Below are 23,492 nucleotides of genomic sequence, written 5' to 3'. Positions count from 1 at the left end.
AACACAGTAAAGCAGTTGTTGCTTTCTGCATCGTATTCTGGCACCAATCGATGCGACGAATGGGGGATAAATAGGTATTTTCGCTATTTGGACGCCATTCTCGCGAGGCTTTGCTTGTGAGAATGAGCGACGTGAGATCCCGCGCTATCGGGCCCGCCGCATAGCCTGGTAGAGTGGGTATGATCGAACCGAGCGACCACACGAGTGGCCTCCTCGAACGGTTGCAGAGGGTCGATCGCGAAGCTGGGTGAGGAACAACGCCCTCTTTGAACCTCGCCCGGTCGTGGCCAGGGTTGCGAAGCTGTCTCGGAACGATTTACCCCGCTGCCGAGTTTGCTTTAAGCCCTGGCCACATCAATGCGGCAGGGCCTTCCCCCAAAGCATGATTCACATCAAGTCAGTATGAGGATTTCGCGAACGGTTCGCGCGTTTACTTAATCTTGGTTTCCTTGAATTCCACGTGCTTGCGAGCGACGGGATCGTACTTCTTGAAAATAAGCTTTTCGGTCGACGTGCGGGGGTTCTTCTTCGTCACGTAAAAGAAACCCGTGCCGGCTGACGACAACAATTTAATTTTCTGAGTAACTGGCTTCGCCATGGATCGAGTGGCCTTAGATTAAGAGCCAAGACAGCTTGGCCGAGAAGCGCGCAACATACGCACCAACTTTGCCATGTCAAGGCGTGGGAGGTGCGACTTTACACGATATCAGATCACGGCGGAAGGCTGTGCCATCGGAATAGTAATAGGGCAGTGGTTCGCTCGCATCGGTGCTGACGCGCGCTTTCGTAAGCAAGCCCGCGAGGTCCTCCAGCACCAGCCTTGTGATGTTTGGCAGATCGAGGTTGCGTGCTTCCGGTAACGTAAACCAGCCGAGATCGAGCAGCTCCCCATCGGGCAGAGCGCTATCAGTCAAGATGGCAGTGGACCCTGTGAGGAAAAACCAGGTATCGAAGCGGCGCACTCGGCCTGGCGGCGTAATTGCTCGCGCCAACGGGTAAAGATGCGCTGGGATGGGCACGCAGCCTGATGCTGCAAAAGCTTGCCAAGCGGGTCCTACGGCGCCGGCGAGCGTGCCCCGGCGGCCAACCATCAGTCCGGTTTCTTCAAAGAGTTCGCGCACGGCCGCCAGCGCGAAAGGCCTGATCTCAGATGCGAGATCGGCTGGAGAAAAGCCGTCCCCAAAACCGTCGGCCAGCGACCTGTCGTCATCTTCCACGCGACCGCCAGGGAAGACCCATTTATTCGGCAAGAAGACCTGCTCCGCGCGGCGTCGCCCCATGAGAAGCTTCGGCTCGGGTGCTGATGCGTCGACAACGAGAACGCATGCGGCATCGCGGATAGGAACATCAATGGCGGAACTCGCTGGTTGTCCGTGCGACTTCGGCATTACGTCATCTCGGAGATGTCTCTGGTGGCGACGGCGGCCATTGCTCCGGCTCGTCCAGTTTTGGATTTCCGAAGCCGTGCATGCGGAGGGCCCATTGATAGCCGATGAGCAGGCCTTTGGTTCGCGGCAGAAGCCATAGGCTCAGAAGGATCAATGCCGGAATCCAGATCGTAAGCTGTACCCACGTGGGCGGGGAAAATAGCCGCTCAAGGATGAGAATGCCGCCGACGATTACGTGCGCGGTTATCGTCATGACGAAGTAGGGCGGGGCGTCGTCGGCTCTTTGGTGAAAGAGTTCGTTGCCGCAATTCGGGCAGGTGTCGTTCACCTTGAGGTATTTGCCGTACATACGGCCCGTTCCGCAATCGGGGCAACGTTGCAGCCAGCCGCGCCGCATGGACTGCCAGACGTTGCGCGGCGCTTCGTCGGTCCCGGAAGAGGTTTGATGGGGCTGCTGTACCATGAACGCGTGATGGGCTCTCTGCCTGTGGAGGTCAAGGCGGGCCGCCGGCGGCTCGGCGAAATCTTATGACTTAGCGAGACCGCCCGCGGAATTTACCGAACTTCTTTTTACCCGTGTTTCTCCGCCCGGGAAGGCGGCTCGCGGACAAGTTGCTTTTTGTCGGCTCGGTGATCATCTCGAAGCGCAGTGCCCCAGCCGAAGGGATCGCTTCCAAAAGCTTTACCTCGACCGTATCGCCTAAGCGATAACCTTCTCCCGAGCGCGCGCCGATCAAGGCGTGCGCGGCTTCGACATGGTGATAGTAGTCATTGCCGAGACTGGAAATCGGAATGAACCCGTCGGCGCCGGTATCCTTGAGCTTCACGAAGAGGCCCGATCGCGTCACGCCGGCAACGCGGGCCGCGAAAGTCGCGCCAATGCGGTCGGCCAAGTGCGCGGCGATCAGGCGATCCGTCGTTTCCCGCTCGGCAGACATGGCGCGCCGCTCGGTATCTGAAATCGCCTTTGCCACTGCGGCGAGGCGCGGAATCTCCTCATCGGTCAATCCGTCAGGGCCGAGATTCAAAGCGCGGATGAGGGCACGATGGACAATCAAATCCGCATAGCGGCGGATCGGCGACGTGAAGTGGGCGTAACGGACCAGGTTCAAGCCGAAATGTCCGATGTTCTTCGGATTGTATTCGGCCTGGGACTGCGAACGCAGGATCACTTCGTTGATGAGATCCGGGACAGGAAGATCCTTGGCCTGGTGAAGCACGCGATTGAACGCTTCCGGCTTCAAGGCTCCCGCATGGGGAATTTTCATGTCCAGCGTCTCCAGGAAATCACGGAGACCCTTAAGCTTCTCGGGGCTCGGCTGATCATGGACACGGTAGACAAGGGGAAGGCGCTTTTCCTCGAGCGTTTCGGCGGCCGCGACGTTCGCCTGGATCATGAACTCTTCGATGAGCCGGTGGGCTTCGAGGCGCTCCGGGGTGACGACACGCGCAACCTTGCCTTCCTCGTTCAGGATGATTTTGCGTTCAGGGAGGTCGAGGTCGAGCGGGCCGCGCTTGTCGCGCGCTTTTGCGACGGTTCGATAGGCTTCCCAAAGCGGCAGGAGGGCCCTCTCCATCAGCGGCAAGCACTTATCAGATGGATTGCCGTCGATCGCGGCTTGGGCCTCCTGATACGAAAGCTTCGCAGCCGACTTCATCATGGCGCGAACGAACGTGTGCCTGCGTTTTTCGCCGTGCTTGTCGAACACCATGCGCACTGCGAGGCACGGACGCTCCTCCAGTTCACGCAAGGAGCATAGGTCGTTGGAAATCTTCTCGGGCAGCATCGGCACGACCCGGTCCGGGAAATAAACCGAGTTACCTCGCAGCTGGGCTTCGCGATCGAGCTTCGAACCCGGCCGGATATATTGTGCCACGTCCGCGATCGCGACAGTGACGATGAAGCCGCCGGAATTTTTGGAATCCGGGTCGGCCTCCGCATGGACAGCGTCGTCGTGATCGCGCGCGTCCATTGGGTCGATTGTCAGCAGTGGAATGCTGCGGAGGTCGGTGCGCCCGCCCATCGTTGGCGGTTCGAGCGTCTCGCATTCCCTGAGAACGGCCTCCGGAAAATCTTCCGGGATCCCATGGGCATGGATAGCGATTAGCGAGATCTTGCGTTGATCGTCCGGATTGCCGAGGCTTTCGACGATCTCGGCGCGTGGCGTCGCGAAACGGCCGCGTCGAACGAGCTGAAAGCGGACAAGGTCGCCGTCGTCTGCTCCGCCCATGTCCTCGGGGAGGATTGGCCAGCTTTTGAGTTCTTTGCGATCGATCGGTTCGATGGTCCCGCCGCCGCGCTTGGAAGCGCGGAAGATGCCGAGCAGGCGACGCTTCTCGCGCCGGAGCTTCTTGACGGGGATCGCTTCATAGCTTGCCGCTCCGCTGCTTCGCGGCAGCTTGTGGAGGCGCGCTAGAACGTGGTCGCCGATGCCAAATTCGGCATCGCGGCCCTCGCGTCCGGAGACCAATCGGACAAGTGGCCGTTTGCCGTCGGATTCTTCCCATTCAAGTGGCTTAGCAACGAGATCACCATGCTCGTCGCGGCCTGTGATTTCCAGCGGAGCGACCGGCGGAAGCTTGCCCTTCTCACGGAGGTGCTTCTTGTCTCCCGAGAGTGAGCCTTCCTCCGCCATCTCCGAAAGCAGGCGCTTCAGAGCGATTTTAGCGCCGCCTGATACGCCAAAGGCGCGTGCGATCTCGCGTTTGCCCGCTTTCCCGGGCGCAGAATTCAGAAACTCTAGAATTTGCTCTTTGCTTGGCAGACCGCCATCGGCAGGGGCTCGCGTCGCGCCTGATTTGCGGGCCACCGGCTTGCCTCGTCGTTTCGTGCTCAGGCCTTAGCCTTTGCGAGTTTCTTGCTCCCCGCTGATGCAGGTGCGGACTTCTTCGCCGGCGCTTTGGCAGCGGGTGCCTTCGCCGCGCTGGATTTGGGCGCATCGGACTTGGCGGCTTTCGCCGATTTATCACTCTTGGACGGCTTTTCGCTCTTTGCCGGCTTCGCCTTGGCTCCGCGCGCGGGTTTGCCCTTCTTGCCGCCGCCATTGGCAATACGCTCGGCCAAAAGTGCCAGCGCTTCATCCATCGTGAGAGACGTTGGATCCTTCGCCCGCGGCACGGTAGCGTTGACCTTGTTGTGGCTGACGTAAGGGCCATACCGGCCTTCCAGCACCTGAACCGGGCCGCCTTCGCTTGGATGTGCGCCGAGATCCTTGACGACTTTCGGGGCACCGCGTTGGAAGCGGCTTTTTCCCCCGCCAGCCCGTTTTTCAGCAATCAGCGTGACGGCGCGGTTGAGACCAATGGTGAAAAGGTCCTCGAGACTTTCGAGGTTCACATAAGTTTTGGCTCCGTCGTGCTCGTGCAGGATGAACGGGCCAAAGCGACCGAGGCCTGCGGTGATCATGCCGCCCTCATCGGGATGCGAACCCACATCGCGCGGCAATGAAAGGAGCTGCATAGCCTTATCGAAATCAAGCGTTGCGGCATCCACGCCCTTAGGAATGCTCGAGCGCTTCGGTTTTTCATCGCCTTCGGCTTCGCCAAGCTGGACGTACGGACCAAAGCGACCCGTGCGTAGTGTCACTGCAAGGCCGTTATCATCGTAGCCAAGAATCTTACCGTCGAGCGCGGCTGCATCGCCGTCCGCACTCTGCGTCAGTTGGCGGGTATAGTTGCAGTCGGGATAGTTTCCGCACCCTATGAACGCCCCATATTTACCTGAGATCTTGAGGCTTAGACGGCCATTCCCGCATTTGGGACAAAGCCGCGGATCGCTGCCGTCGCCCTTGTCGGGAAAAACATGCGGTCCGAGCATCTCGTTCAGCGCTTCGAGCACGTCACCGACGCGCAGATCCTTGATTTCTCCGACCGCCGCCATGAAGTCGCGCCAGAAGTCGCGCAGCACTTCTTTATAGGCGAGCTCGTCGTTGGAGATGAGATCGAGTTTTTCTTCCAGATCCGCAGTGAAGTCGTATTCGACGTATCGCCGGAAGAAGCTTTCCAGAAACGCGATGACCAGGCGACCCTTGTCCTCGGGGACGAGCCGCTTCTTTTCGATCCGCACGTAATCGCGATCAACGAGAACGGCCATCGTAGAGGCGTAGGTCGAAGGGCGGCCGATGCCGAGTTCTTCCATCCGCTTCACCAACGTTGCCTCTGAGAAGCGCGGTGGCGGCTGGGTGAAATGCTGATCGGCGCTGACTTCCTTGTCCTTCAGGTGGTCCCCGACCGCGAGCGCGGGCAGGCGACGATTATCGTCATCCTCATCGGATGTATCGTCCTTGCCTTTCTCGATGGTGCGAACGCGGTCGTCACGGCCTTCCTCGTAAACTCGGAGGAAGCCGTCAAACATCATTACGGAGCCGTTGGCGCGGAGGCCATAGTTCTTGCCGTCGGAGCCTTTGGCTTCAATTTCGGCAGCGGTTTGCTCGATATCGGCGGCCGCCATCTGACTGGCAATCGCGCGCTTCCAAATGAGATCGTAAAGGGCGGCCTGATCTTTCTCGAGGTGCTTTCGCACCTGATCCGGCTTGCGACGCGGGTCGGTCGGGCGAATAGCTTCGTGAGCTTCCTGCGCGTTCTTCGCCTTGGTTTTGTATTCGCGCGCGAACGGCGTGTAGTTCTTGCCGTATTCAGCGGAAATGACGTCCCGGATCTGACTGACGGCTTCCGGAACGATCTGGACGCCGTCGGTTCGCATATACGTGATCAGACCGACGGTCTCGCCGCCGATATCGACGCCTTCATATAGGCGCTGGGCAATCTGCATCGTTTGCTTGGCGGAAAAGCCGAGCTTGCGGGAAGCGTCCATCTGCAAGGTGGACGTCGTGAACGGCGGGTAGGGATTGCGCTTGGTCGCCTTCTTTTCGATGGAGGCAACGCGGAAATCCCGGCCGATCAGGGCTTTTCGAATGGCAGTGGCGGTTGCCTCGTCTTTGATGTCGAGCTTCTTCAGCACTGCGCCGTCGATCGACACGAGCCGCGAACGGACGTCCTCGTTCTTGCTCGTCGAAAGAAGGGCTTCGATCGTCCAGTATTCTTCGGTTTTGAAAGCCTCGATCTCAGCTTCGCGGTCACATACCAATCGGAGCGCGACGGACTGGACGCGGCCTGCCGAACGCGAGCCAGGAAGTTTGCGCCAGAGGACCGGAGACAAGGTGAAGCCGACCAGATAATCGAGGGCGCGGCGGGCGAGATACGCGTCCACCAGCGGCTCGTCGATCTTCCGAGGTTCCTTGAGTGCAGCGAGAATTGACTGCTTGGTGATGGCGTTGAAAGCAACGCGCTCTACCTCGGTACCTTTGCCGAGAGCCTTCTTCTGGTTGAGGATCTGGAGGATATGCCAGGAGATGGCTTCGCCCTCGCGATCGGGGTCGGTCGCCAGGATGAGCTTGTCCGCCTTTTTTACAGCGTCCGCGATCTCACGCATGATCTTCTGGGACTTGGGATCAACCTCCCAGTGCATCTGAAAATCATGGTCCGGCTCCACCGAGCCGTCCTTGGCCGGCAAATCACGGACGTGTCCGTACGACGCGATGACCTTATAGCTCGGACCCAAATATTTATTGATCGTCTTGGCCTTAGCGGCGGATTCGACGATGACGACGTTCATCTGGGGATTTCGCTCCTGCGCCGGGAAGGGCCCGATTTGCGGCGGATTAAGCCGGCCTTCAATCTGGTGGTGCCCGGCGGGCCGGGAACATGGTTGATCGACGCAGCGCTGTCAAACCCCCTGGTTGTTCTCTTAAAAATTGTTGTTCTCAAACTATTGCTACTTTTGGTTGCGTTGATTACGTTTATGCCTTGATTGCTGGTGGGGGTGACTGCGACACGATGGAAAACTCATTGAAGCGAGATCAATACGAAGCTGGGGCCGACGGTCAGCAGGACCATCTTGAGTATCTCGCTGATCTCCTAGGCGAGCTGCAACAGATGGCGCAGCGGGAGGGCTACCGCAAGTTGTCTCGTCTCCTGGCCATTTCTTATGCCGAAGCAATGCGCGAGGCTCAACGTCGAAGCGTCTAAGCCGGCTTCAGGGCGACCAGGCTTTGACCCTGGCGTTCGATCCGACCGGCGAGGTCGAGCTCCAGCAGTGCAATCTGGACGGCCTTGGCGTTGAGGCCAGTTTGCCGAGTGATCGCGTCCACAGCCACAGGTGCTGGTCCCAACGCCGTAAGCACGGCCCTTTGGACATCCTCTGGGGCGAATTCGCCGGCCGGGGATTGGATGGAAGCTTCCGGGTGGGGCAGTGATGCGGGGGACGGAGCTGCCGCAAAATCCAGACGACGCTCATCCATTCCAAGTATCGGACGAAGAATGTCGAGGATGTCCTGCGTCTCCGTCACCATCGTCGCGCCCTGCTTGATCAGGCGATTGGTGCCCTCGGCACGAGGATCTAGGGGATGGCCCGGGACGCCGAACACTTCGCGGCCGAGCTCGTTGGCGTAGCGTGCAGTGACCAAGGTGCCCGAACGCGCGGCAGCCTCGATCACCACTACGCCGTAGACCAAGCCTGCGATGATCCGGTTGCGGCGAGGGAAATCCTTGTCGCGAGGCTGAAGACCGGGCGGTCGTTCTGACACGAGACAACCTTCCGCTCCGATTCGCGCTTGAAGCTCGGCATGCTCCGGGGGATAGACCCAGTCGATGCCGCCGGCGACCACGGCCACGGTGCCGCCCGCGAAAGATGCCTCGTGCGCCGCGCGATCGATGCCGCGCGCCAATCCGGATACGATCACAAATCCGGCTTCCGCCAGCTGTGTGGCAAATAGCTTGGTGAGTTGCACCCCGGCCGCCGAGCATTGCCGAGAGCCGACGATCGCGACGGCCGGACGCCTCAGCAGCTCCTGATTGCCTTTCACGTAGATCATTGGAGGCGGCGCATCGATATCGGCGAGAACCGCGGGATATTGGCGCTCGACAGCGAAGAGAGGCACGGCTCCCAAACGCCGCGCCGTTTCCAGTTCGCGTTCGGCATCGCTTTGCCGGCAGATGCGGATTGGTCGCCCCGAGCCGCCACGGGCAGACAGCGTCGGCAGTATCTCCAATGCTTTGGCGGCACCGCCGTAGTACGAGACAAGATCGCGGAATGTGACCGGACCGACGTTTTCAGAACGGATCAGCCGTAAGCAGGCCAGCCGCTCCTCGTCGGTCAGATCCAGGCGGGAAGGCTTCGCCGAGAAGAGTTCGGTTTGATCAGGTCTTGGAGCCAATCCTCGGCTCCTCCCCAGCCATCAGACGTTCGATGTTGGCGCGGTGTTTGATCAGCACGACAATGCTCATCAGCGTGACGGTCAAAGCGAGTGTTCGATCTCCAAACGACCACGCCGCTATGGGGACGGCGATCGTGGCGACGATGGCTGCCAAAGAGGAAATCTTGCCGAGTTTGGCAACGCCAAGCCACAGGACCGCGAAAAGAAGCGCCAGCTGCCACGCAAGCGCGATAAGGACGCCGAGATAGGTGGCGACCCCTTTGCCTCCCTTGAAACCGAGCCAGACTGGGTAGATGTGGCCAAGAAAGGCAGCGAGACCGGCAACGAGCGCAGCCGTGTCACCGAGCCATGCCCTTGCAATCAGTACAGCGACGGCGCCTTTCGCGGCATCGAGAAGAAGGGTCGCGGCGGCGAGTTTTTTATTTCCCGTGCGGAGGACGTTGGTAGCGCCGATATTGCCGGAACCAATGCCCCGGATATCTCCCAGCCCTGCGGCGCGCGTCAGTAGCAGCCCGAAGGGAATGGAGCCAAGCAGATAGCCGACGACGCCAGCTATCGCGATTGCTTGCCATGAGCCGTCGTCCGTCAGCAGAGCCAAGGGTGACATCAAGCTCATGGAAAAGTCTCATGCAGGGCGATGGGCGTCGCCGAGAGGTAATGCCTAGGTTCGCTCGACGCCAGCGTATTCAAAGACAGTCTGGCCGGCAACGACAGTTCGGAGAACACGGCCTTGCATTTTGGCCTCATCGAAGGGTGTGTTCTTGGAGCGCGAGCGCAGCAGGTCCTTGTTGACGACCCACGGCTCGCCGGGATCGAACAGCACTAGGTCGGCAATCGCCCCTTTGGCCAGGCGGCCGGAATGAAGACCCAGAAGCCGCGCCGGGTTGATCGTCAGAGCCCTCAGCATGGCCGAGAGAGTAATATCTCCAGAGTGCACCAGCCGAAGCGCGGCCGAAAGTAGCGTCTCGATGCCCACCGCGCCGTCGGCGGCTTCGGCGAACGGACGGCGTTTCGTGTCCGCATCCTGCGGATCGTGGCTCGAAACGATGATGTCGATATCGCCGTTTGCGACGCCCTGGACCATTGCGACACGATCTTCCTCGCGCCGCAAGGGCGGGCGCACTTTGAAGAAGGTCCGGTAGGGACCAATGTCGTTTTCGTTGAGCGTGAGGTGGTTGATCGATACGCCGCAGCTCACCGGCAGCTTCTTGGCTTTGGCGCCTCGAATAACCTCAAGGCTCTCTAGGCAGCTGATGGTGGCGGCGTGGTAGCGGCCGCCTGTCATGGCGACGAGCCGTACGTCCCGTTCGAGTACGATCGTTTCGGCGATCTTGGAAACGCCCGATAGTCCGAGCCGCGCGGCGACTTCACCGGAGTTCATCGCGCCGTTGGAGAGATAAGGATCTTCCGTGTGATGTACGACGAGAGCGTTAAAGTCCTTGGCGTAACTTAGAACGTTGCGCATCACGCGGGTGTTGACGACGCTCGCCTTACCGTTGGCGAAAGCAATGGCGCCGGCACGTTTCAATAGACCGATCTCGGTCATCTCCTCGCCCTGAAGGCCCTTCGTCATCGCTGCCATGGTGTGAACGTGGACGAGGGCGTTGTCGCGGGCGCGGCGCTGGATGAAGTCGACGAGGGCGACCTGATCGATAACCGGATTGGTGTCGGGCATGACGACTATCGTGGTCACGCCGCCAGCCGCCGCAGCATGGCTCGCGGTCTTGAGTGTCTCCCGGTGCTCGTAGCCGGGTTCGCCTGTGAACACCTGGGCGTCGATCAGACCTGGTGCGAGAACATTTCCCTTGCAGTCGATGACGGTCGCGCCGTCCGGCGCATTGCGGCGGAGGTGGCCACCAAGATCGGCGATCATGCCGTCCTTGACCAGAAGCCCGCCGGGTTCGTCGCGGTTGGAGGCGGGGTCTACGAGGCGCGCATTGATGAAAACGGTTTCCTGGCCGACGTTTTTCGGCTTTTCAATGGGCTTCCTCATGGCGCGTCCTCCGCGAAGCCGGGAAGGTGCGCGGCCAAGGCTTCGAGAACGGCCATCCGTACCGCCACGCCCATTTCAACCTGTTCACGGATGACACTCCGGGAGTGATCGGCGACGGTCGAGGCTATTTCGACCCCGCGGTTCATGGGGCCTGGATGCATGACGAGCGCATCCGGCTTGGCGCGAGCGAGCTTTTCCTGATCGAGCCCGAAGAAGTGAAAGAATTCCCGGATCGACGGCACGTACGATGCATCCATGCGCTCGCGCTGGAGTCGCAACATCATGACGATGTCGACGCCTTCGATCCCTTTCCACATATCGGTGAACACTTCGCAACCGAGGCGGTCCGGGGATGGAGGTAAGAGTGTCGTCGGCGCAATGATGCGCACGCGGGCGCCGAGCGCGTTTAGAACGTTAATGTTAGAACGGGCCACTCGAGAGTGCAGGATGTCGCCGCAAATAGCCACGGTCAGGCCTGCGATCCGGCCTTTTGCCCGGCGGATCGTCAATGCATCGAGGAGGGCCTGTGTCGGATGCTGGTGCGCGCCATCGCCGGCGTTGATGACCGAGCAGTCGACTTTCTGAGAAAGCAGTTCTACTGCACCTGCCGCGTGATGACGTACCACGATGATGTCGGGCCGCATGGCGTTCAGAGTGACGGCAGTGTCGATTAGGGTTTCCCCTTTCGTCACCGACGAGGTCGCCACGTTCATGTTCATAACGTCGGCGCTCAGTCGCTTCCCCGCCATCTCGAAAGAGGATTGCGTCCTCGTTGATGATTCAAAGAAAAGATTGATAATCGTGCGGCCTGCGAGGACTTCACGCTTTCTGCCGTTGTTACGAATGTGATCCGCGTTCCGGTCCGCCAGATCGAGCAGAAAATTAATCTCATTTGCCGACAGACCATCGCAGGTCAGCAAATGGCGGCGCGGAAAAATCTTCAGCGCGTTCGAGTTCGATTTCGTTGTCATTAAAGGCGTTTCTATAGGGGGAGTCTTTGGAACCCGCAAGCTTGCGAGCTGACATCAATAGCAAAGCCCTTAATGGAGCCTGAAATGCCACTGTCTCTGCTGCTCAATAATGGCTGAACCCGAATTAGGTAGCTTGGTTGAGCCGGTCGAGTGCGCTCTGCAGAATGATTGTGGCAGCGAGCTTGTCGATGACCTCGGCCCGTCGCTTCCGGCTCTGATCGGCCGCGATCAGCATGCGCTCCGCCTCCGCAGTCGTCAGACGTTCGTCCCAGAGCAGCACGGGCAGCGGCGACATCTTATTGAAATTTCGGGCGAGAGCGCGTGTGGCCTGAGCGCGTGGCCCTTCCGTGCCGTCGAGATTTCGCGGCAGGCCGAGAATAAGGCCGGCCACCTCGTGCTCGGCAGCAATGGCAAATAACCGCATCGCGTCCGCTGTGAACTTCGTCCTGCGGATAGTTTCGAGCGGAGAAGCAATTGTTCGCCGCACGTCGGACAGGGCGAGGCCAAGCGTCTTCGTACCGGCGTCGATACCGATCAGTCGGCCGGATGGTCCGACTGCGAGCCGAAATTGGGCCTGGTCTTCTGTGGTCAGACCTTGGGCGGTGGGAGGGGGCGTAATTGTCACTCGGGGACCTGAGCTTGGCCGTTTGGATGGTGAAGGGTTCGCTCTAGCAGCTTCGGCGACAAATTGGCATCGCGGAGGCGTGGGGGCGCTCACTAGCCTATTCCGGGACAAGACGGCCGCCTAATGCCACGGCTGGTTGCAATAAGGGGGCTGGCCCGGCTATGAGAACGGCGCAATCCCATAGGTCTTGAAGGGACTTTCCATGCAGGTCGACGAAGCGACCGTTCGCCGTATCGCGCGCCTTGCGCGGATCAAGGTCAGCGACGAAGAGGCGAAGGGCCTCGAAAAGGAGCTTTCCGGCATTCTCGACTGGGTCAAGCAACTCGACGACGTCGATACGTCCGCGGTCGAGCCGATGACGCGGGTTGTCGAACAAAAGCTCAAGATGCGGGACGACGTCGTGACAGATGGCGAGATCGCGGATCAAGTTACGGCGAATGCTCCTATGTCCGAGGACAACTTCTTCGTCGTCCCCAAGGTCGTGGAGTGAGTATGCACAACGCCTTATTCGCGGCGGCGGCATTGATGCTGGTTTCGAGCGCCGCTCGTGCGGAAGAAAGAAAGCTCGACGCTCCATTCATCGGCGACGGAACCTACTCGCCGACAACGGGATGCAAGAAGCTTGAAGACATCGAAGCGGGTAAGGCGGCGCCCAACATCTCGACTTATCCTTTGACGCTGACCCGCGAAGGCACGCGCAGCTGGGAAGGTGGTTGTGATTTTGAATCCTTAGGCGAAGCGGGACCCAATGTATTCGAGGGCAAGATGCAATGCTCCGAAGGGGCCGAGGAGTACAAACAAACGGTTCGGTTCACGCGCCTCGATGCCGATAGGATCGAGGTCAAGAGCGGAACAGAAGCGCTGGTCTACGAGCGCTGCAAAGGACTGAAGGGAAAGTCGAGCGGTGACTGATCTTACCAAACTCACCATGGCTGAGGCGCGGGACGGGCTCAAGAAGAAGTCTTTCTCGGCGCTGGAGCTCACGGACGCTTTCATCGCCTCGATCGAGAAGGGCAATAGCGCTCTCAACGCCTTCGTTCTCTCAACTCCCGAGCACGCGCGGGCGCAGGCGAAGGCGAGTGACCAGCGGATCGGGGAAGGCAAGGCGCGTCCGCTGGAAGGTCTGCCGATTGGCAACAAGGATCTCTTCTGCACCAACGGCATCAGGACAACGGCATGCTCGAAGATCCTGGGCGATTTCAAGCCGCCGTATGAATCGACCGTGGGGCAGAATTTGTGGGATGCCGGCGCGATCATGCTCGGCAAGCTCAACAACGACGAATTCGCGATGGGCTCCTCGAATGAGACGAGCGCTTTCGGAAACGTGGTCAGTCCGTGGCGCCGCAAAGGGCCTGATGGCAAGATCACCACCGACAAACTCGTTCCCGGGGGCTCATCAGGCGGATCGTCCGCAGCGGTCGCAGCTCATCTTTGCCTAGCGGCGACGGCAACCGACACGGGTGGGTCGATCCGACAGCCCGCAGCTTTGACCGGTACGGTCGGCATCAAGCCCACCTATGGGCGCTGCTCGCGCTGGGGGATCGTTGCCTTCGCATCGTCCCTCGATCAGGCCGGGCCGATAACGAAAACGGTTCGCGACAGCGCGATGATGCTGAAAGCGATGGCGAGCCACGATCCAAAGGACACGACATCCGTCGATGCGCCTGTTCCGGATTACGAGGCAGCTCTTTCGAAGGGTGTAAAAGGGCTGCGCGTCGGTATCCCGAAAGAATATCGCGTCGACGGCATGTCCGCGGAAATTCAGAAGCTCTGGGACGACGGCATCTCGTGGCTGAAAGCAGCCGGCGCAACGATCCACGAAATTTCGCTGCCGCATACGAAGTACGCGCTTCCAGCCTACTACATCGTCGCGCCTGCCGAGTGTTCATCGAACCTCGCACGTTACGACGGAATGCGTTATGGCCTGCGCGTCAACGGCGACGACCTGATCGACACCTATGAAAACACCCGTGCGGCGGGCTTCGGCAAAGAAGTGCGACGTCGTATTCTCATCGGTACGTACGTTCTCTCGGCCGGCTATTACGATGCCTATTATCTAAAGGCTCAAAAGGTCCGCACTCTCATCAAGCGCGATTTCGACGAAGCGTGGAACAGCGTTGATGTTGTGCTGACGCCGACCACGCCGTCGCCGGCCTTCGCGTTTGGGGAGAAGTCGGGTGACCCGCTGGCGATGTATCTTGAGGACATATTTACCGTCACGGTGAATATGGCGGGCTTGCCGGGGATGTCCGTTCCCGCCGGCCTGTCGTCGCAGGGTACGCCGCTCGGCCTGCAGCTTATCGGCAAGCCGTTCGATGAAGAAACATTGTTCCGGACCGCTCAGGTCATTGAAGATGCGGCTGGCCGTTTTCCAGTGCCGGATGCATGGTGGATGAAGGGTTAGAAGATCATGGACCCAAAACGTCCGTGGGAATGCGCAGACATGTCCCAGGTGCGCAGTGAGATCGATCGCATCGATAACGCGCTCGTCGATCTCATCGCGGAGCGCTACGGCTATGTCGATCGGGCCTGGCAGCTGAAAATGACGACGCGCGAAGGCGCAGTCGTTCAGTGGCGGATACAGCAGGTCATTGATCGGGTGAAAGCGCGGGCTGCCGAGAAAGACATGCCGCCAGAGATGATCGAGATGGTTGGGGCGCAGTGGCGCAACATGATCGGTTGGTTCGTGCAATACGAAGAAGAAAAACTGCGTCAGGCGCAGGAGAGTGTTGAGAAGCCGGGGGCAAGCGGTGGGTCCTGATTTCCAGCCGGACGTGCCACTCGGCGAAGTGCTGCTCTATGGCGTCCTCAATCCCGCAACGATCATCGTGGCCTACATCCTGGGCCAACGTGTCGATGACAAATCAAAGATCATACTTGCGGCATTCGGGGGCGCGATCTCCGGCTCGGCCCTGCTCTATCTTTTGACCTTGTTCCGCCTGTTCGATGGGCCCACTCTCGGCCGTGCAGCCGCTGGCGCGTTCATCGTGTCGCTTGTTGCCGGATTTGTCTATGCAGCGGCCGGATATGCTATCAAGTCCCGGACCGGAGGCGAGAAATGAGCTCTCAAAAAATCGCTGAAAAGCCGAAGTCCAAGAATCTCATTGCTGGCGCGACGGGCGACTGGGAAGTCGTCATCGGCATGGAGGTGCATGCCCAGGTCGCGTCGAAGTCGAAGCTATTTTCAGGTTCGTCTACCGGTTTTGGGGCCGAGCCCAACAGCCACGTTTCGCTGGTCGATGCTGCCATGCCCGGCATGCTGCCTGTGATCAATCGCGAGTGCATCGCGCAAGCGATCCGCACCGGTTTGGGTCTTAAGGCCGAGATCAATCTCAGAAGCGTTTTTGATCGCAAGAACTACTTCTATCCGGATCTCCCGCAGGGTTATCAGATTTCGCAGTATAAGCAGCCGATCGTCGGGGAAGGCGAAATCGAAATCGAGGTTGACGGAGAGACGCTGAAAATCGGCGTTGAACGGCTTCATCTTGAACAGGACGCCGGTAAATCGCTTCACGACCAGCATCCCGATTATTCGTACGTGGATCTCAATCGCTCGGGCGTGGCCTTGATGGAGATCGTCTCGCGGCCGGACCTGCGCTCATCGAAACAGGCGCAAGCCTACATCACGAAACTGCGTACGATCCTGCGTTATCTAGGTACGTCCGACGGCGATATGGAGAAGGGCAACCTTCGCGCCGACGTCAACGTGTCCGTCAGGAAACCTGGAGACAAGCTCGGTACGCGTTGCGAGATCAAGAACGTCAATTCGATCCGCTTCATCGGGCAGGCGATCGAGTACGAAGCGCGCCGCCAGATCGACATCATCGAGGACGGCGGCAAGATCAATCAGGAAACACGGCTCTTCGATGCCGCAAAAGGGGAAACACGATCGATGCGCTCGAAGGAAGAAGCGCACGATTACCGCTATTTCCCTGATCCGGATCTGCTGCCGCTAGAGTTGACGCAAAACTTCGTCGACGAGTTGGCGTCGGGCTTGCCAGAACTCCCCGATGAGAAACGCGCCCGCTTCATGAAGACCTTCGGCCTCTCCGGTTATGATGCCGACGTGCTCGTCGCCGAACGCCCATCAGCCGATTATTTCGAGACGGTCGCCAAGGGCCGCGATGGCAAGCTTGCCGCCAACTGGGTCATCAACGAGTTATTCGGGCGTCTGAATAAAGAAGGCAAAGCAATCGACGAAAGCCCTGTTTCCGCTGCTCAGCTTGGCGGAATCGTCGATCTCATCAGCTCAAATGCGATTTCGGGCAAGATCGCCAAAGATCTTTTCGAGATCGTTTGGACTGAGGGTGGCGATCCGGCTGAGATTGTTGAAACGCGCGGCATGAAACAGGTGACCGACACCGGCGCGATCGAAAAGGCCGTCGATGCAATAATTGCGGCCAACCCTGACAAGGTCGAGCAGGCAAAAGCAAAGCCTTCGATGCTCGGTTGGTTCGTCGGTCAAGTTATGAAGTCGACAGGCGGCAAAGCCAATCCGGCCGCAGTCAACGAGATCTTAAAAGCTAAGCTGGGGCTTTGACGCGAGCTTTTGCAGGTACCTTCAGAAGGGCCAGCTTTCTGGCCCTTCTATCCTTGAGGCCGGTCATCGCGACATACGCGATCCCGTAGCACGCGAGCAGAACCAAGCCGAACGGAACGATTGCTGATGCGATGTAGGCGATTTTTGTCGTTGTCATTGGCCTCTCCTTGGAGGCGTTATCTCAGATGCGACAAAACATACCGCAGAATGTTTTAAGCCGGACTCAAGGCCCGCATAAAATTGCACGCGCTGCTTTGGCGAAGCGGTAACTTCGGTAAATGGCGGGTTAAAGCGACCGAACGATCAACGGCATGCCGCCTTTCGGGCGCAACGTCACGCGACTAACGGGTTCCGGGGCTACCTTGCCGTCCCACTCGAAACGAGCCTTTTGCAGAAGCGTTGCGAGAATGGCAGTGGCCTCAAGCGTCGCGAACGATGAGCCAATACAGATGCGTTGCCCGAAGCCGAACGGCATGAACTGCGTCCGCGGGTAGCGGGCTTCGCGCTCAGGCAAGAAGCGATCCGGATCGAAGCGATTTGGATCATCCCACAGCACCCGGTGCCGATGGATTATGAAAATCGGCATCACGATCAGCGTGGGGCTCGGCAGAACGTTGCCGGCCATTTCAACTTCAGCCGCGTTGACGCGAGTCATGACCGGCGCAGGCGGATAGAGACGCATCACCTCTTTCAGTACCCGGGAAACGGTCGGCAGCTTGTTGACCGTGTCGGCTGAAACAGCATTGCCGCCGGTGACGGCCGCGATTTCGTCACGCAGTCGTTCCTGCCACTCAGGTGCGCGGGCAAGGATATAAAGCGCCCAAGTCAGAGCTTTGGCCGTCGTTTCGTGTCCTGCAAACAGGAACGTCGCGAGATTGTCGGCAATCATCTCGTCCGACATCGGTTCGCCCGTATCAGGATCCTTTGCGTCTAGCATGCGCGCAACCAGATCGGCCCCTTCGGGCCTTTCCTGCCGGCGTTGCGCGACGAGGCGGCGGACGATGGCGCGCAGTTCGACGGCAGACCGCTTCATTCGTCCCTTGCCTGGATGCCAGTAGTTTTCCGGATACTGGAGCAGGGCTGCAGCGACCTCCCACGAGATCGGATCCAGATAGGCGCGGCCGGCGCGCTTGATCGTATCGCCGTCGGCTTTGCTGATTCCGGCCAGGATCGTTTTGGTCACGACGTTGAAGGTCGCATCCGTCATGTCCGCCTCGACGTCGGTCGTAAGCGGCGACGCCCCGCGTGCTCGCCAGTCGCGCGCGCAAATATTCGCGGCTTCAACCATGGCTGGAACGTAGGTCAGGAGTTCTGAGTGACGAAACGGAGGGCTCGCGATCTTACGCTGCCAGCGCCAGCTTTCGCCCTGCGCCGTCAACAGGCCCTCGCCGATGATTGGACGCAGGACGCGCCTGTCGAGGCGCGTCTTCAGAAAGAGTTCGGCGTTTCGGACGAGAATGTTCTCGACGAGCGCGGGATCGGTTACCCACGCTACCAGCGTTCGCTTCTTCCCATACGTGACGACCGGCTCTTCATAGACCGACTGCGGAATGGCGCGCAGTGGATTGCGAACGAACCGGCCAAGAAAGGGCAGGAGCGGCAGCGCACGCGACGCTGGCGTTACCGTCGGCGGATAGAGCGCGGTGGTCATTGGTGAATTGCTCACGTCTTACGGTGCGCCGGCGTTTGACGGAGTATGATTCGGCAGTGGGCCTTAATTAGGCCGATGCCGCCTTCTTCGCGCGCGCGAGGCCGGACTGCTTCTTCAGGCGCTTGCGAACTGCGGCCGTGTTGCCCTGGATGCGCGTCTGTGCCGGGCGGTCGATCGTACGACGTGCCTTCTTCTTCTGCTTCTGGATGTTCTTCAACGACGTCTTCGACATGAAAATGGCCCCAATGCCTGAATGGAAAGGATCTGGCGGCGCGCGTCGGCGCGGCACGAAGGCGTTCCTCTAAGGGATTGCGCGATTTCGCGCAAGCTCGGGGCTGATCAGGGAGCCGCGGGGGCGGGATCGGCACCCAGGAAGTAGCCAAAACCAAAATACGACGGGGCGATAATGCCTGCTGCCCAAATGAACGCCGATACAATGTTTGCCAGCTGAAACTGCCACTGCGGCAAAGCGTACATGCCGGCGACAACCGGGATCACGGCGCGAACGGGGCCGAAAAAGTGGCCGAAGAAGACGCTGAGAGCCCCCCAGCGATCGAAGAAGGCTTGCCCGCTGTCCACCATCGCAGGGCTGCGGCTGAACGGCCAAAGCTGGCGAATGCCCTGCTTATAATAAAGGCCAATCCAGTACGACAGAGCGTACCCAAATGAGCCTCCGATGCCAGCCGCGATGATGGCTGGCCAGAGAACGGAAAGTTCCACCCCGCTTTTCGCGAGGAGCGCTGCAATGCCCACCAAGATTGCGGTGCCTGGCCAAAGAATAGAAAGAAAGCAAAAGCTCTCCAGGAAGGCTACGACGAATGCCACAGGGATCGCCCAGGTTTCATGAGCTCTGACAAAACTGACGATAGCCTCGACGAATTCCTGCACGCTCATGCTCAGGCTTTCAGATTAGAGATTATTGTTGATCTTGAGGTGCCGCGCAGCCATTCGGCCAACATAGTAAGCGCGCAACCGGCTTCAAGACTTACCGGCAGCGACGTGCGATCTCCTGCGCAAGTTCCCGCGAGACCTCGCGGGACAGCATCGCTGCCCTGGCGACCTGTCCGGATGTCAAACCGACATAGCCGCCACCGCTCAGTGCAGCGGGACCGCGATCGGCTTCGGCTTTGCCGTGTGCGAGTTCATCGCATGTGAGTTCTTTTCGCTTCTTACTCAGAGCCATGAGCCGCACACCCGAGGCATATTCATGGGGGCCAGGCTGCTGTTTCACCCATGCGCGGGAGGTATCGGCCATATACGAATCGTAGACCATTTTGCGCTGACTGATGCACACGTTGCTGTCGTCAACGCACTTCAGACCGCGTGCCGGATCGCCCAGAGCCGCTTCGTTGCCCGCGCAGCCTCCAAGGGCGAGTGCAGCCAGCAGAAGGACTGTGGCTGCATTCGGCAAGTCTCGTGAAGGTGCGATTTTAGGGCTCAGCAAGACGAATCCGTTTCGTTTCATCTGCCGGTAGGAAGTCAGGATGGCAGGCTCGTGGCGGAGGGCAGTTTAAGTTGTGTTTCTCGTCAAGCCACTAGCGGGATTCGTGACGAAACGGCATCTCTTGATCCACAGCTGATTGCGAAAGGAGCACCGAATGCCTTTTTCCATACGTCTTCATGAGCATGGCGGTCCGGAGGCGCTCGTCTACGAGGAAGTGGAGACGCCGTCCCCGGCAGCGGGCGAAGTCCTCGTGAAGCAATATGCAATTGGGGTCAATTACATCGATGTTTATCATCGTACCGGGCTCTACAAGCTTCCCAATCTGCCTGCGACCATCGGATCGGAGGGGGCAGGAGAGGTCGTAGCCGTTGGACCAGGCACGGGAAGATTGAAGGTCGGCGACAGGGTCGCTTATGCCGGTCCGCTAGGTGCATACGCGGAACTTCGGGTCGTTCCCGAAGATCGGCTCGTCAAGCTTCCAGATAGTATCGACTACGAGTTGGCAGCATCAATGTTGCTGCGTGGAATGACGGTGCGCTGTCTGCTGCGGCAAGTTTATCGCGTCGATTCCTCCACAACGTTGCTTTTTCATGCAGCCGCCGGCGGCGTCGGGCTCATCGCGTGCCAATGGGCGCATGCACTTGGCGCGACCATGATCGGTACGGTCAGTTCCGACGAGAAGGGCGAACTTGCCCGCCAGAATGGCTGTACCCACGTCATAAATACGAGCCGCGAAGATTTCGTCGGGCGTGTGCGTTCACTGACCGGCGGCAAGGGTTGTGACGTCGTCTACGATTCCATCGGCAAGGACACGTTTCCGAGATCCCTCGACTGTCTCAGGCCGAGGGGACTTTGGGTGTCGTTCGGAAATTCCTCCGGTCCCGTGCCTCCATTTGAGCTAACGGCTCTGAAAGGCTCACTTTTTGCCACGCGCCCGTCTATTTTGGCCTATACGGCGACAACTCAGGATTTGGAAGAAAGCGCCAACGATCTCTTCGAGATGGTGCTGAGCAAGAAGATCCGGATCACGAGCAACCACCGTTATCCACTAGCTCGAGCCAGCGACGCGCATCGCGATCTCGAGGCCCGGAAAACGACGGGCTCAGTAATTCTAGTGCCCTGAGGAGAAGATGCAGGACGACGGAGACATGGAAGAGCCGATCACCCTCTACTTCTGGCCAACCCCGAATGGCTTCAAAGCTTCCATCATGCTCGAAGAAGTTGGTGCGCCGTATCAAGTGAAATTCGTCGACATCAACAACCGCGAGCAATACGATCCCGAATTCCTCGCTATTTCGCCGAACAACAAGATACCCTGCATCGTCGACCCAGAAGGCCCGGACGGTAACCCGCTCGCGATTTTCGAATCCGGCGCAATTCTCCATTATCTCGCTCGCAAGTTCGGCATGCTCTATCCTTCCAATGAGAGAGCAAAAGCCGATGTTGATCAGTGGCTGTTTTGGCAAGTTGGCGGGCTCGGACCTATGTTCGGCCAAGCTTTTCACTTTCGGTCCGCCGCGCCGGAGAAAATCCCATACGCCATTGATCGCTTCACGAAGGAGGTTGAACGCCTTTATGGCGTGATGGACCGGCGCCTGAGTGACAGGCAGTTTCTGGCAGGCAGCTACTCCATCGCTGATATTGCGACGTTCCCGTTTGCGCGGAATTGGGAGAGGCTTGACCTGGAAATCACAAACTATCCGAACGTCAAGCGTTGGCTGGACGAAGTCGGTGCGCGCCCCGCCGTGATCAAGGGATTATCTTTGAAGAAGATTTAGAGTGAGCAATCCGCGCTATTGGCCGTGGCCCAGCAGGCTGTCAGGATCGACGGTTTGGCCCGTAATCTTCTGGAACGCCATTGCGCCAAGAACTTTGTTCGATTGGATGTGCCGCAGCACTTCAGGGGCGTCTTCACTTACCGCTGGCTCGACCGGACGAGAGAACGCGTCACCGGCCAGATCCGAGAGGCCGATGTAAGCGGGTCTCGGGCCATCCTGAGCGCACCCGGCGAGCGCAACTACGCCCACGACCGCAAATGAGCGGCGAACCATCGCGTGAAGCATTTTCCCTCATCAAGCCGGCAAGCCGACTTGAACCCTCCTGATACTCGGGCCAACGACCCGCAGTGTTATGGTTAGCAGCGCTCGGCTGAACCCCGGCTGAACATCTACGAGCCCCGTCGCTCGGACCCCGCCTCGGGATGCCTTTTACAAGCATGGTTAGCAGTTGGTGACAACCCAGCTTAACCGTCTATCACCTTATGTCCGCTTGTGGATAAAACGTCCCGATCCGCGGCTTCCCGCAATACAATTTCAAGCAAGACTACCGGCCTATTAGCTTAAATTTGCTTGGGTTTTTACGAGTTCTCATTGAAGCGCTGCGATTGTTTTCATGGGGCCCAATGAACGGAGAAGGGCACCTAAGCACAGGGCCGCGTTCGACATGAGGTGTGAAGCGACCGGCCGAATTTGGAGTACGCAGATATGGCACGTATGGACGTGTTATCACGTCAGACCGCCGATTACGCCGCGCAGGGCGATCATTCAGATGCTCTGTTCGAGCTTGGAATGAGCTTTTGCACGGGTCGTGACGGGACAATCGATCTCGTTGAAGCACACAAGTGGTTCAATATTGCAGCTATGCGCGGTAACGACGAAGCAAAGCGCTATCGCTCCGAGCTCGCCGCAGACATGAGCAAGGCCGACGTCACGCGTGCGCAGCGCCTGGCACGGGAGTGGTTGGCTTCAATGCATTGAAGCCAAGCTTCTCTATTCCGAGCACCTCAGCAGTGCGAGAAGAATGAGGAGAGGCACTTCCACGAACTCTTCGCCGCGCCTCCGACCGCAGAGCCCGCTTTTTCCAAGGCGGTGCTCGCCGACTTTGCGGCATCGCCCGCAGTCTTTTGCGTTTCGCTGAAGCCATCACCGGCGGATTTTGCGCCCTTTTCGACCATTTCCTGAACCGTTCGGGGTGGGTTCTCGGGCGGCGGCTGCTCGGCTGGCTGAGTATGTGCCGCATCGAGCTGATCGGGTTGGCCGGCGGGCGGAGGTGCTGCAACCTGATGCGCATCGCCGTTAGGCCGATCTACGCTCGGTGTCGACGTGCTCTGAGGCTCTGCGTGATCTTCTAAAGCCCCATTGAGGAATGCGGGGATCGGCAACTCCTTGCGCTCTCCCGGACACGGCGGCGAAGCAGATCGATCAATCGCACAGCTCGCGTGGGACCCTGCTTTTGCGAGCTTGGTGATGCAGTAGAATTTAGCGACGGTATCGAGGCTGGCGTCCGAATGCCCATTGCCGACAATGCATGAATAGACCGCGTCTGGGCCTTTGCATTTCACGCACAGTTCCGTGGCCCGTGCCGTGAAGGGCGCCGTCATACCTAGGACCGCGATCCACACCGATCTCAGAGGAACATGCACGATAAGACCCGTCAAAGTTGAGACGCGATATTGCATTCCCGAGGACTAGGACGACTTTGCGGCAGTAGCCCGACGAAGATGATATCTTTGAGTAAGGGTAGCCGACGCGTCTTGCATTGACATGGCTCGCCCTCTATAGGGGGCCATTACCCATTGATTTGGGGAGACGTGGCCGAGTGGCTGAAGGCAACGGTTTGCTAAATCGTCATACGCTTTAAAGGCGTATCGAGGGTTCGAATCCCTCC

Annotated in this window: 27 protein-coding genes and 1 tRNA gene; 11 read left to right on the top strand and 17 right to left on the bottom strand. The window is 59.1% G+C overall.

Features of this window, described 5'->3' with window-relative positions; translation table 11 throughout:
* Positions 1-430: 430 nt before the first annotated feature.
* The 5 genes from rpmG to topA form a co-directional block, all read right to left on the bottom strand.
* Positions 431-598 (bottom strand): 50S ribosomal protein L33, encoded by a 168-nt coding sequence (gene rpmG, locus EKK30_RS05415; protein WP_290981408.1) that lies wholly within the window; start codon positions 596-598, stop codon positions 431-433.
* 76 nt (positions 599-674) lie between these two features.
* Positions 675-1,388, bottom strand: coding sequence for an NUDIX hydrolase (locus tag EKK30_RS05410; RefSeq protein ID WP_290981405.1), 714 nt, complete (start codon positions 1,386-1,388; stop codon positions 675-677).
* Positions 1,389-1,392: 4 nt separating this feature from the next.
* Positions 1,393-1,851 (bottom strand): DUF983 domain-containing protein, encoded by a 459-nt coding sequence (locus tag EKK30_RS05405; RefSeq protein WP_290981402.1) that lies wholly within the window; start codon positions 1,849-1,851, stop codon positions 1,393-1,395.
* Between the two features lie 70 nt (positions 1,852-1,921).
* Positions 1,922-4,198 carry a ribonuclease R gene (gene rnr / locus EKK30_RS05400; protein ID WP_290981400.1) on the bottom strand — a complete coding sequence of 759 codons (2,277 nt, stop codon included), beginning with the start codon at positions 4,196-4,198 and terminating at the stop codon, positions 1,922-1,924.
* 23 nt (positions 4,199-4,221) lie between these two features.
* Positions 4,222-7,002 (bottom strand): type I DNA topoisomerase, encoded by a 2,781-nt coding sequence (gene topA / locus EKK30_RS05395; protein ID WP_290981398.1) that lies wholly within the window; start codon positions 7,000-7,002, stop codon positions 4,222-4,224.
* A gap of 233 nt (positions 7,003-7,235) precedes the next feature.
* Between topA and EKK30_RS05390 the strand changes: the two genes are divergently transcribed.
* Complete coding sequence (locus EKK30_RS05390; RefSeq protein ID WP_290981395.1) at positions 7,236-7,415, top strand: nodulation protein NolW; 180 nt, start codon at positions 7,236-7,238, stop codon at positions 7,413-7,415.
* On the opposite strand, the gene dprA is transcribed toward EKK30_RS05390, so the two are convergent.
* From dprA to ruvX, 5 genes are all read right to left on the bottom strand, one after another.
* On the bottom strand, positions 7,412-8,602 hold the full coding sequence (gene dprA / locus EKK30_RS05385; RefSeq protein ID WP_290981393.1) for a DNA-processing protein DprA: 1,191 nt from the start codon (positions 8,600-8,602) through the stop codon (positions 7,412-7,414). The two genes, EKK30_RS05390 and dprA, sit on opposite strands and share 4 nt — an antisense overlap.
* Positions 8,586-9,218, bottom strand: a complete 633-nt coding sequence (plsY, locus tag EKK30_RS05380) for a glycerol-3-phosphate 1-O-acyltransferase PlsY (RefSeq protein WP_290981391.1) — start codon at positions 9,216-9,218, stop codon at positions 8,586-8,588. The genes dprA and plsY overlap by 17 nt, the downstream gene beginning before the upstream one ends.
* Before the next feature lie 45 nt (positions 9,219-9,263).
* The gene (locus EKK30_RS05375) at positions 9,264-10,595 is read right to left on the bottom strand and encodes a dihydroorotase (RefSeq protein ID WP_290981389.1); all 1,332 of its coding nucleotides are present in this window, start codon (positions 10,593-10,595) and stop codon (positions 9,264-9,266) included.
* Entirely contained in the window at positions 10,592-11,566 is a 975-nt protein-coding gene (locus tag EKK30_RS05370) for an aspartate carbamoyltransferase catalytic subunit (RefSeq protein ID WP_290981386.1), read from the bottom strand. The genes EKK30_RS05375 and EKK30_RS05370 overlap by 4 nt, the downstream gene beginning before the upstream one ends.
* Positions 11,567-11,690: 124 nt before the next feature.
* Positions 11,691-12,158 (bottom strand): Holliday junction resolvase RuvX, encoded by a 468-nt coding sequence (ruvX, locus tag EKK30_RS05365; protein ID WP_290982488.1) that lies wholly within the window; start codon positions 12,156-12,158, stop codon positions 11,691-11,693.
* 235 nt (positions 12,159-12,393) lie between these two features.
* Here ruvX and gatC point away from each other — a divergent pair, with 235 nt between their 5' ends.
* From gatC to gatB, 6 genes are read left to right on the top strand one after another with little or no spacing between them, the layout of a single operon-like run.
* On the top strand, positions 12,394-12,681 hold the full coding sequence (gatC, locus tag EKK30_RS05360) for an Asp-tRNA(Asn)/Glu-tRNA(Gln) amidotransferase subunit GatC (RefSeq protein ID WP_290981383.1): 288 nt from the start codon (positions 12,394-12,396) through the stop codon (positions 12,679-12,681).
* Positions 12,682-12,683: 2 nt separating this feature from the next.
* On the top strand, positions 12,684-13,103 hold the full coding sequence (locus tag EKK30_RS05355) for a hypothetical protein (RefSeq protein WP_290981380.1): 420 nt from the start codon (positions 12,684-12,686) through the stop codon (positions 13,101-13,103).
* Positions 13,096-14,595 (top strand): Asp-tRNA(Asn)/Glu-tRNA(Gln) amidotransferase subunit GatA, encoded by a 1,500-nt coding sequence (gatA, locus tag EKK30_RS05350; protein ID WP_290981377.1) that lies wholly within the window; start codon positions 13,096-13,098, stop codon positions 14,593-14,595. The genes EKK30_RS05355 and gatA overlap by 8 nt, the downstream gene beginning before the upstream one ends.
* Positions 14,596-14,634: 39 nt before the next feature.
* Positions 14,635-14,952 carry a chorismate mutase gene (locus EKK30_RS05345; RefSeq protein ID WP_290981374.1) on the top strand — a complete coding sequence of 106 codons (318 nt, stop codon included), beginning with the start codon at positions 14,635-14,637 and terminating at the stop codon, positions 14,950-14,952.
* Positions 14,942-15,253 carry a hypothetical protein gene (locus EKK30_RS05340; RefSeq protein WP_290981371.1) on the top strand — a complete coding sequence of 104 codons (312 nt, stop codon included), beginning with the start codon at positions 14,942-14,944 and terminating at the stop codon, positions 15,251-15,253. Before EKK30_RS05345 ends, EKK30_RS05340 begins: the two co-directional genes overlap by 11 nt.
* The gene (gene gatB, locus EKK30_RS05335; protein ID WP_290981369.1) at positions 15,250-16,731 is read left to right on the top strand and encodes an Asp-tRNA(Asn)/Glu-tRNA(Gln) amidotransferase subunit GatB; all 1,482 of its coding nucleotides are present in this window, start codon (positions 15,250-15,252) and stop codon (positions 16,729-16,731) included. Before EKK30_RS05340 ends, gatB begins: the two co-directional genes overlap by 4 nt.
* Here gatB and EKK30_RS05330 read toward each other — a convergent pair.
* From EKK30_RS05330 to EKK30_RS05310, 5 genes are all read right to left on the bottom strand, one after another.
* Entirely contained in the window at positions 16,715-16,888 is a 174-nt protein-coding gene (locus EKK30_RS05330; RefSeq protein WP_290981366.1) for a hypothetical protein, read from the bottom strand. The genes gatB and EKK30_RS05330 overlap by 17 nt on opposite strands.
* 129 nt (positions 16,889-17,017) lie before the next feature.
* Positions 17,018-18,382, bottom strand: a complete 1,365-nt coding sequence (locus EKK30_RS05325) for a cytochrome P450 (protein ID WP_290981363.1) — start codon at positions 18,380-18,382, stop codon at positions 17,018-17,020.
* Positions 18,383-18,449: 67 nt separating this feature from the next.
* Positions 18,450-18,614: a hypothetical protein gene (locus EKK30_RS05320; protein WP_290981360.1), complete on the bottom strand. Its 165-nt coding sequence runs from the start codon at positions 18,612-18,614 to the stop codon at positions 18,450-18,452.
* 107 nt (positions 18,615-18,721) lie between these two features.
* Positions 18,722-19,276 carry a DedA family protein gene (locus EKK30_RS05315; protein WP_290981357.1) on the bottom strand — a complete coding sequence of 185 codons (555 nt, stop codon included), beginning with the start codon at positions 19,274-19,276 and terminating at the stop codon, positions 18,722-18,724.
* 91 nt (positions 19,277-19,367) lie between these two features.
* Complete coding sequence (locus EKK30_RS05310) at positions 19,368-19,826, bottom strand: hypothetical protein (RefSeq protein WP_290981354.1); 459 nt, start codon at positions 19,824-19,826, stop codon at positions 19,368-19,370.
* Between the two features lie 154 nt (positions 19,827-19,980).
* Between EKK30_RS05310 and EKK30_RS05305 the strand changes: the two genes are divergently transcribed.
* Together EKK30_RS05305 and EKK30_RS05300 are read left to right on the top strand one after the other, a co-directional pair.
* Positions 19,981-20,949: a quinone oxidoreductase gene (locus tag EKK30_RS05305; protein ID WP_290981351.1), complete on the top strand. Its 969-nt coding sequence runs from the start codon at positions 19,981-19,983 to the stop codon at positions 20,947-20,949.
* Between the two features lie 25 nt (positions 20,950-20,974).
* On the top strand, positions 20,975-21,604 hold the full coding sequence (locus EKK30_RS05300; RefSeq protein ID WP_290982486.1) for a glutathione S-transferase N-terminal domain-containing protein: 630 nt from the start codon (positions 20,975-20,977) through the stop codon (positions 21,602-21,604).
* Positions 21,605-21,619: 15 nt separating this feature from the next.
* Here EKK30_RS05300 and EKK30_RS05295 read toward each other — a convergent pair whose 3' ends face one another.
* Complete coding sequence (locus EKK30_RS05295) at positions 21,620-21,889, bottom strand: hypothetical protein (RefSeq protein ID WP_290981349.1); 270 nt, start codon at positions 21,887-21,889, stop codon at positions 21,620-21,622.
* A gap of 420 nt (positions 21,890-22,309) precedes the next feature.
* Here EKK30_RS05295 and EKK30_RS05290 point away from each other — a divergent pair, with 420 nt between their 5' ends.
* On the top strand, positions 22,310-22,582 hold the full coding sequence (locus tag EKK30_RS05290; RefSeq protein ID WP_366927322.1) for a sel1 repeat family protein: 273 nt from the start codon (positions 22,310-22,312) through the stop codon (positions 22,580-22,582).
* 26 nt (positions 22,583-22,608) lie between these two features.
* Here EKK30_RS05290 and EKK30_RS05285 read toward each other — a convergent pair whose 3' ends face one another.
* Positions 22,609-23,283 carry a hypothetical protein gene (locus EKK30_RS05285; protein ID WP_290981346.1) on the bottom strand — a complete coding sequence of 225 codons (675 nt, stop codon included), beginning with the start codon at positions 23,281-23,283 and terminating at the stop codon, positions 22,609-22,611.
* Between the two features lie 134 nt (positions 23,284-23,417).
* On the opposite strand from EKK30_RS05285, the gene EKK30_RS05280 reads away from it, so the two are divergent.
* A tRNA-Ser gene (locus tag EKK30_RS05280) sits at positions 23,418-23,492 on the top strand.

It is taken from the genome of Hyphomicrobium sp., assembly GCF_003987855.1.
Taxonomy (GTDB): Bacteria; Pseudomonadota; Alphaproteobacteria; order Rhizobiales; family Hyphomicrobiaceae; genus Hyphomicrobium_B.
Note: the sequence above shows the minus strand (reverse complement) of the source record. Positions and strands in the feature narration are given on the sequence as shown.

What these genes read in the sequence shown, in the direction of transcription:
- gatC (WP_290981383.1), top strand. Translation starts at nt 12,394, where the DNA reads ATGCAGGTCGACGAAGCGACCGTTCGCCGTATCGCGCGCCTTGCGCGG.
- EKK30_RS05320 (WP_290981360.1), bottom strand. Translation starts at nt 18,614, where the DNA reads ATGTCGAAGACGTCGTTGAAGAACATCCAGAAGCAGAAGAAGAAGGCA.
- EKK30_RS05405 (WP_290981402.1), bottom strand. Translation starts at nt 1,851, where the DNA reads ATGGTACAGCAGCCCCATCAAACCTCTTCCGGGACCGACGAAGCGCCG.
- EKK30_RS05285 (WP_290981346.1), bottom strand. Translation starts at nt 23,283, where the DNA reads ATGCAATATCGCGTCTCAACTTTGACGGGTCTTATCGTGCATGTTCCT.
- EKK30_RS05410 (WP_290981405.1), bottom strand. Translation starts at nt 1,388, where the DNA reads ATGCCGAAGTCGCACGGACAACCAGCGAGTTCCGCCATTGATGTTCCT.
- EKK30_RS05370 (WP_290981386.1), bottom strand. Translation starts at nt 11,566, where the DNA reads ATGACAACGAAATCGAACTCGAACGCGCTGAAGATTTTTCCGCGCCGC.
- EKK30_RS05295 (WP_290981349.1), bottom strand. Translation starts at nt 21,889, where the DNA reads ATGCTTCACGCGATGGTTCGCCGCTCATTTGCGGTCGTGGGCGTAGTT.
- EKK30_RS05325 (WP_290981363.1), bottom strand. Translation starts at nt 18,382, where the DNA reads ATGACCACCGCGCTCTATCCGCCGACGGTAACGCCAGCGTCGCGTGCG.
- plsY (WP_290981391.1), bottom strand. Translation starts at nt 9,218, where the DNA reads ATGAGCTTGATGTCACCCTTGGCTCTGCTGACGGACGACGGCTCATGG.
- gatB (WP_290981369.1), top strand. Translation starts at nt 15,250, where the DNA reads ATGAGCTCTCAAAAAATCGCTGAAAAGCCGAAGTCCAAGAATCTCATT.
- topA (WP_290981398.1), bottom strand. Translation starts at nt 7,002, where the DNA reads ATGAACGTCGTCATCGTCGAATCCGCCGCTAAGGCCAAGACGATCAAT.
- EKK30_RS05355 (WP_290981380.1), top strand. Translation starts at nt 12,684, where the DNA reads ATGCACAACGCCTTATTCGCGGCGGCGGCATTGATGCTGGTTTCGAGC.
- EKK30_RS05300 (WP_290982486.1), top strand. Translation starts at nt 20,975, where the DNA reads ATGGAAGAGCCGATCACCCTCTACTTCTGGCCAACCCCGAATGGCTTC.
- EKK30_RS05315 (WP_290981357.1), bottom strand. Translation starts at nt 19,276, where the DNA reads ATGAGCGTGCAGGAATTCGTCGAGGCTATCGTCAGTTTTGTCAGAGCT.
- EKK30_RS05375 (WP_290981389.1), bottom strand. Translation starts at nt 10,595, where the DNA reads ATGAGGAAGCCCATTGAAAAGCCGAAAAACGTCGGCCAGGAAACCGTT.
- EKK30_RS05345 (WP_290981374.1), top strand. Translation starts at nt 14,635, where the DNA reads ATGTCCCAGGTGCGCAGTGAGATCGATCGCATCGATAACGCGCTCGTC.
- EKK30_RS05305 (WP_290981351.1), top strand. Translation starts at nt 19,981, where the DNA reads ATGCCTTTTTCCATACGTCTTCATGAGCATGGCGGTCCGGAGGCGCTC.
- EKK30_RS05330 (WP_290981366.1), bottom strand. Translation starts at nt 16,888, where the DNA reads ATGACAACGACAAAAATCGCCTACATCGCATCAGCAATCGTTCCGTTC.
- EKK30_RS05290 (WP_366927322.1), top strand. Translation starts at nt 22,310, where the DNA reads ATGGCACGTATGGACGTGTTATCACGTCAGACCGCCGATTACGCCGCG.
- rpmG (WP_290981408.1), bottom strand. Translation starts at nt 598, where the DNA reads ATGGCGAAGCCAGTTACTCAGAAAATTAAATTGTTGTCGTCAGCCGGC.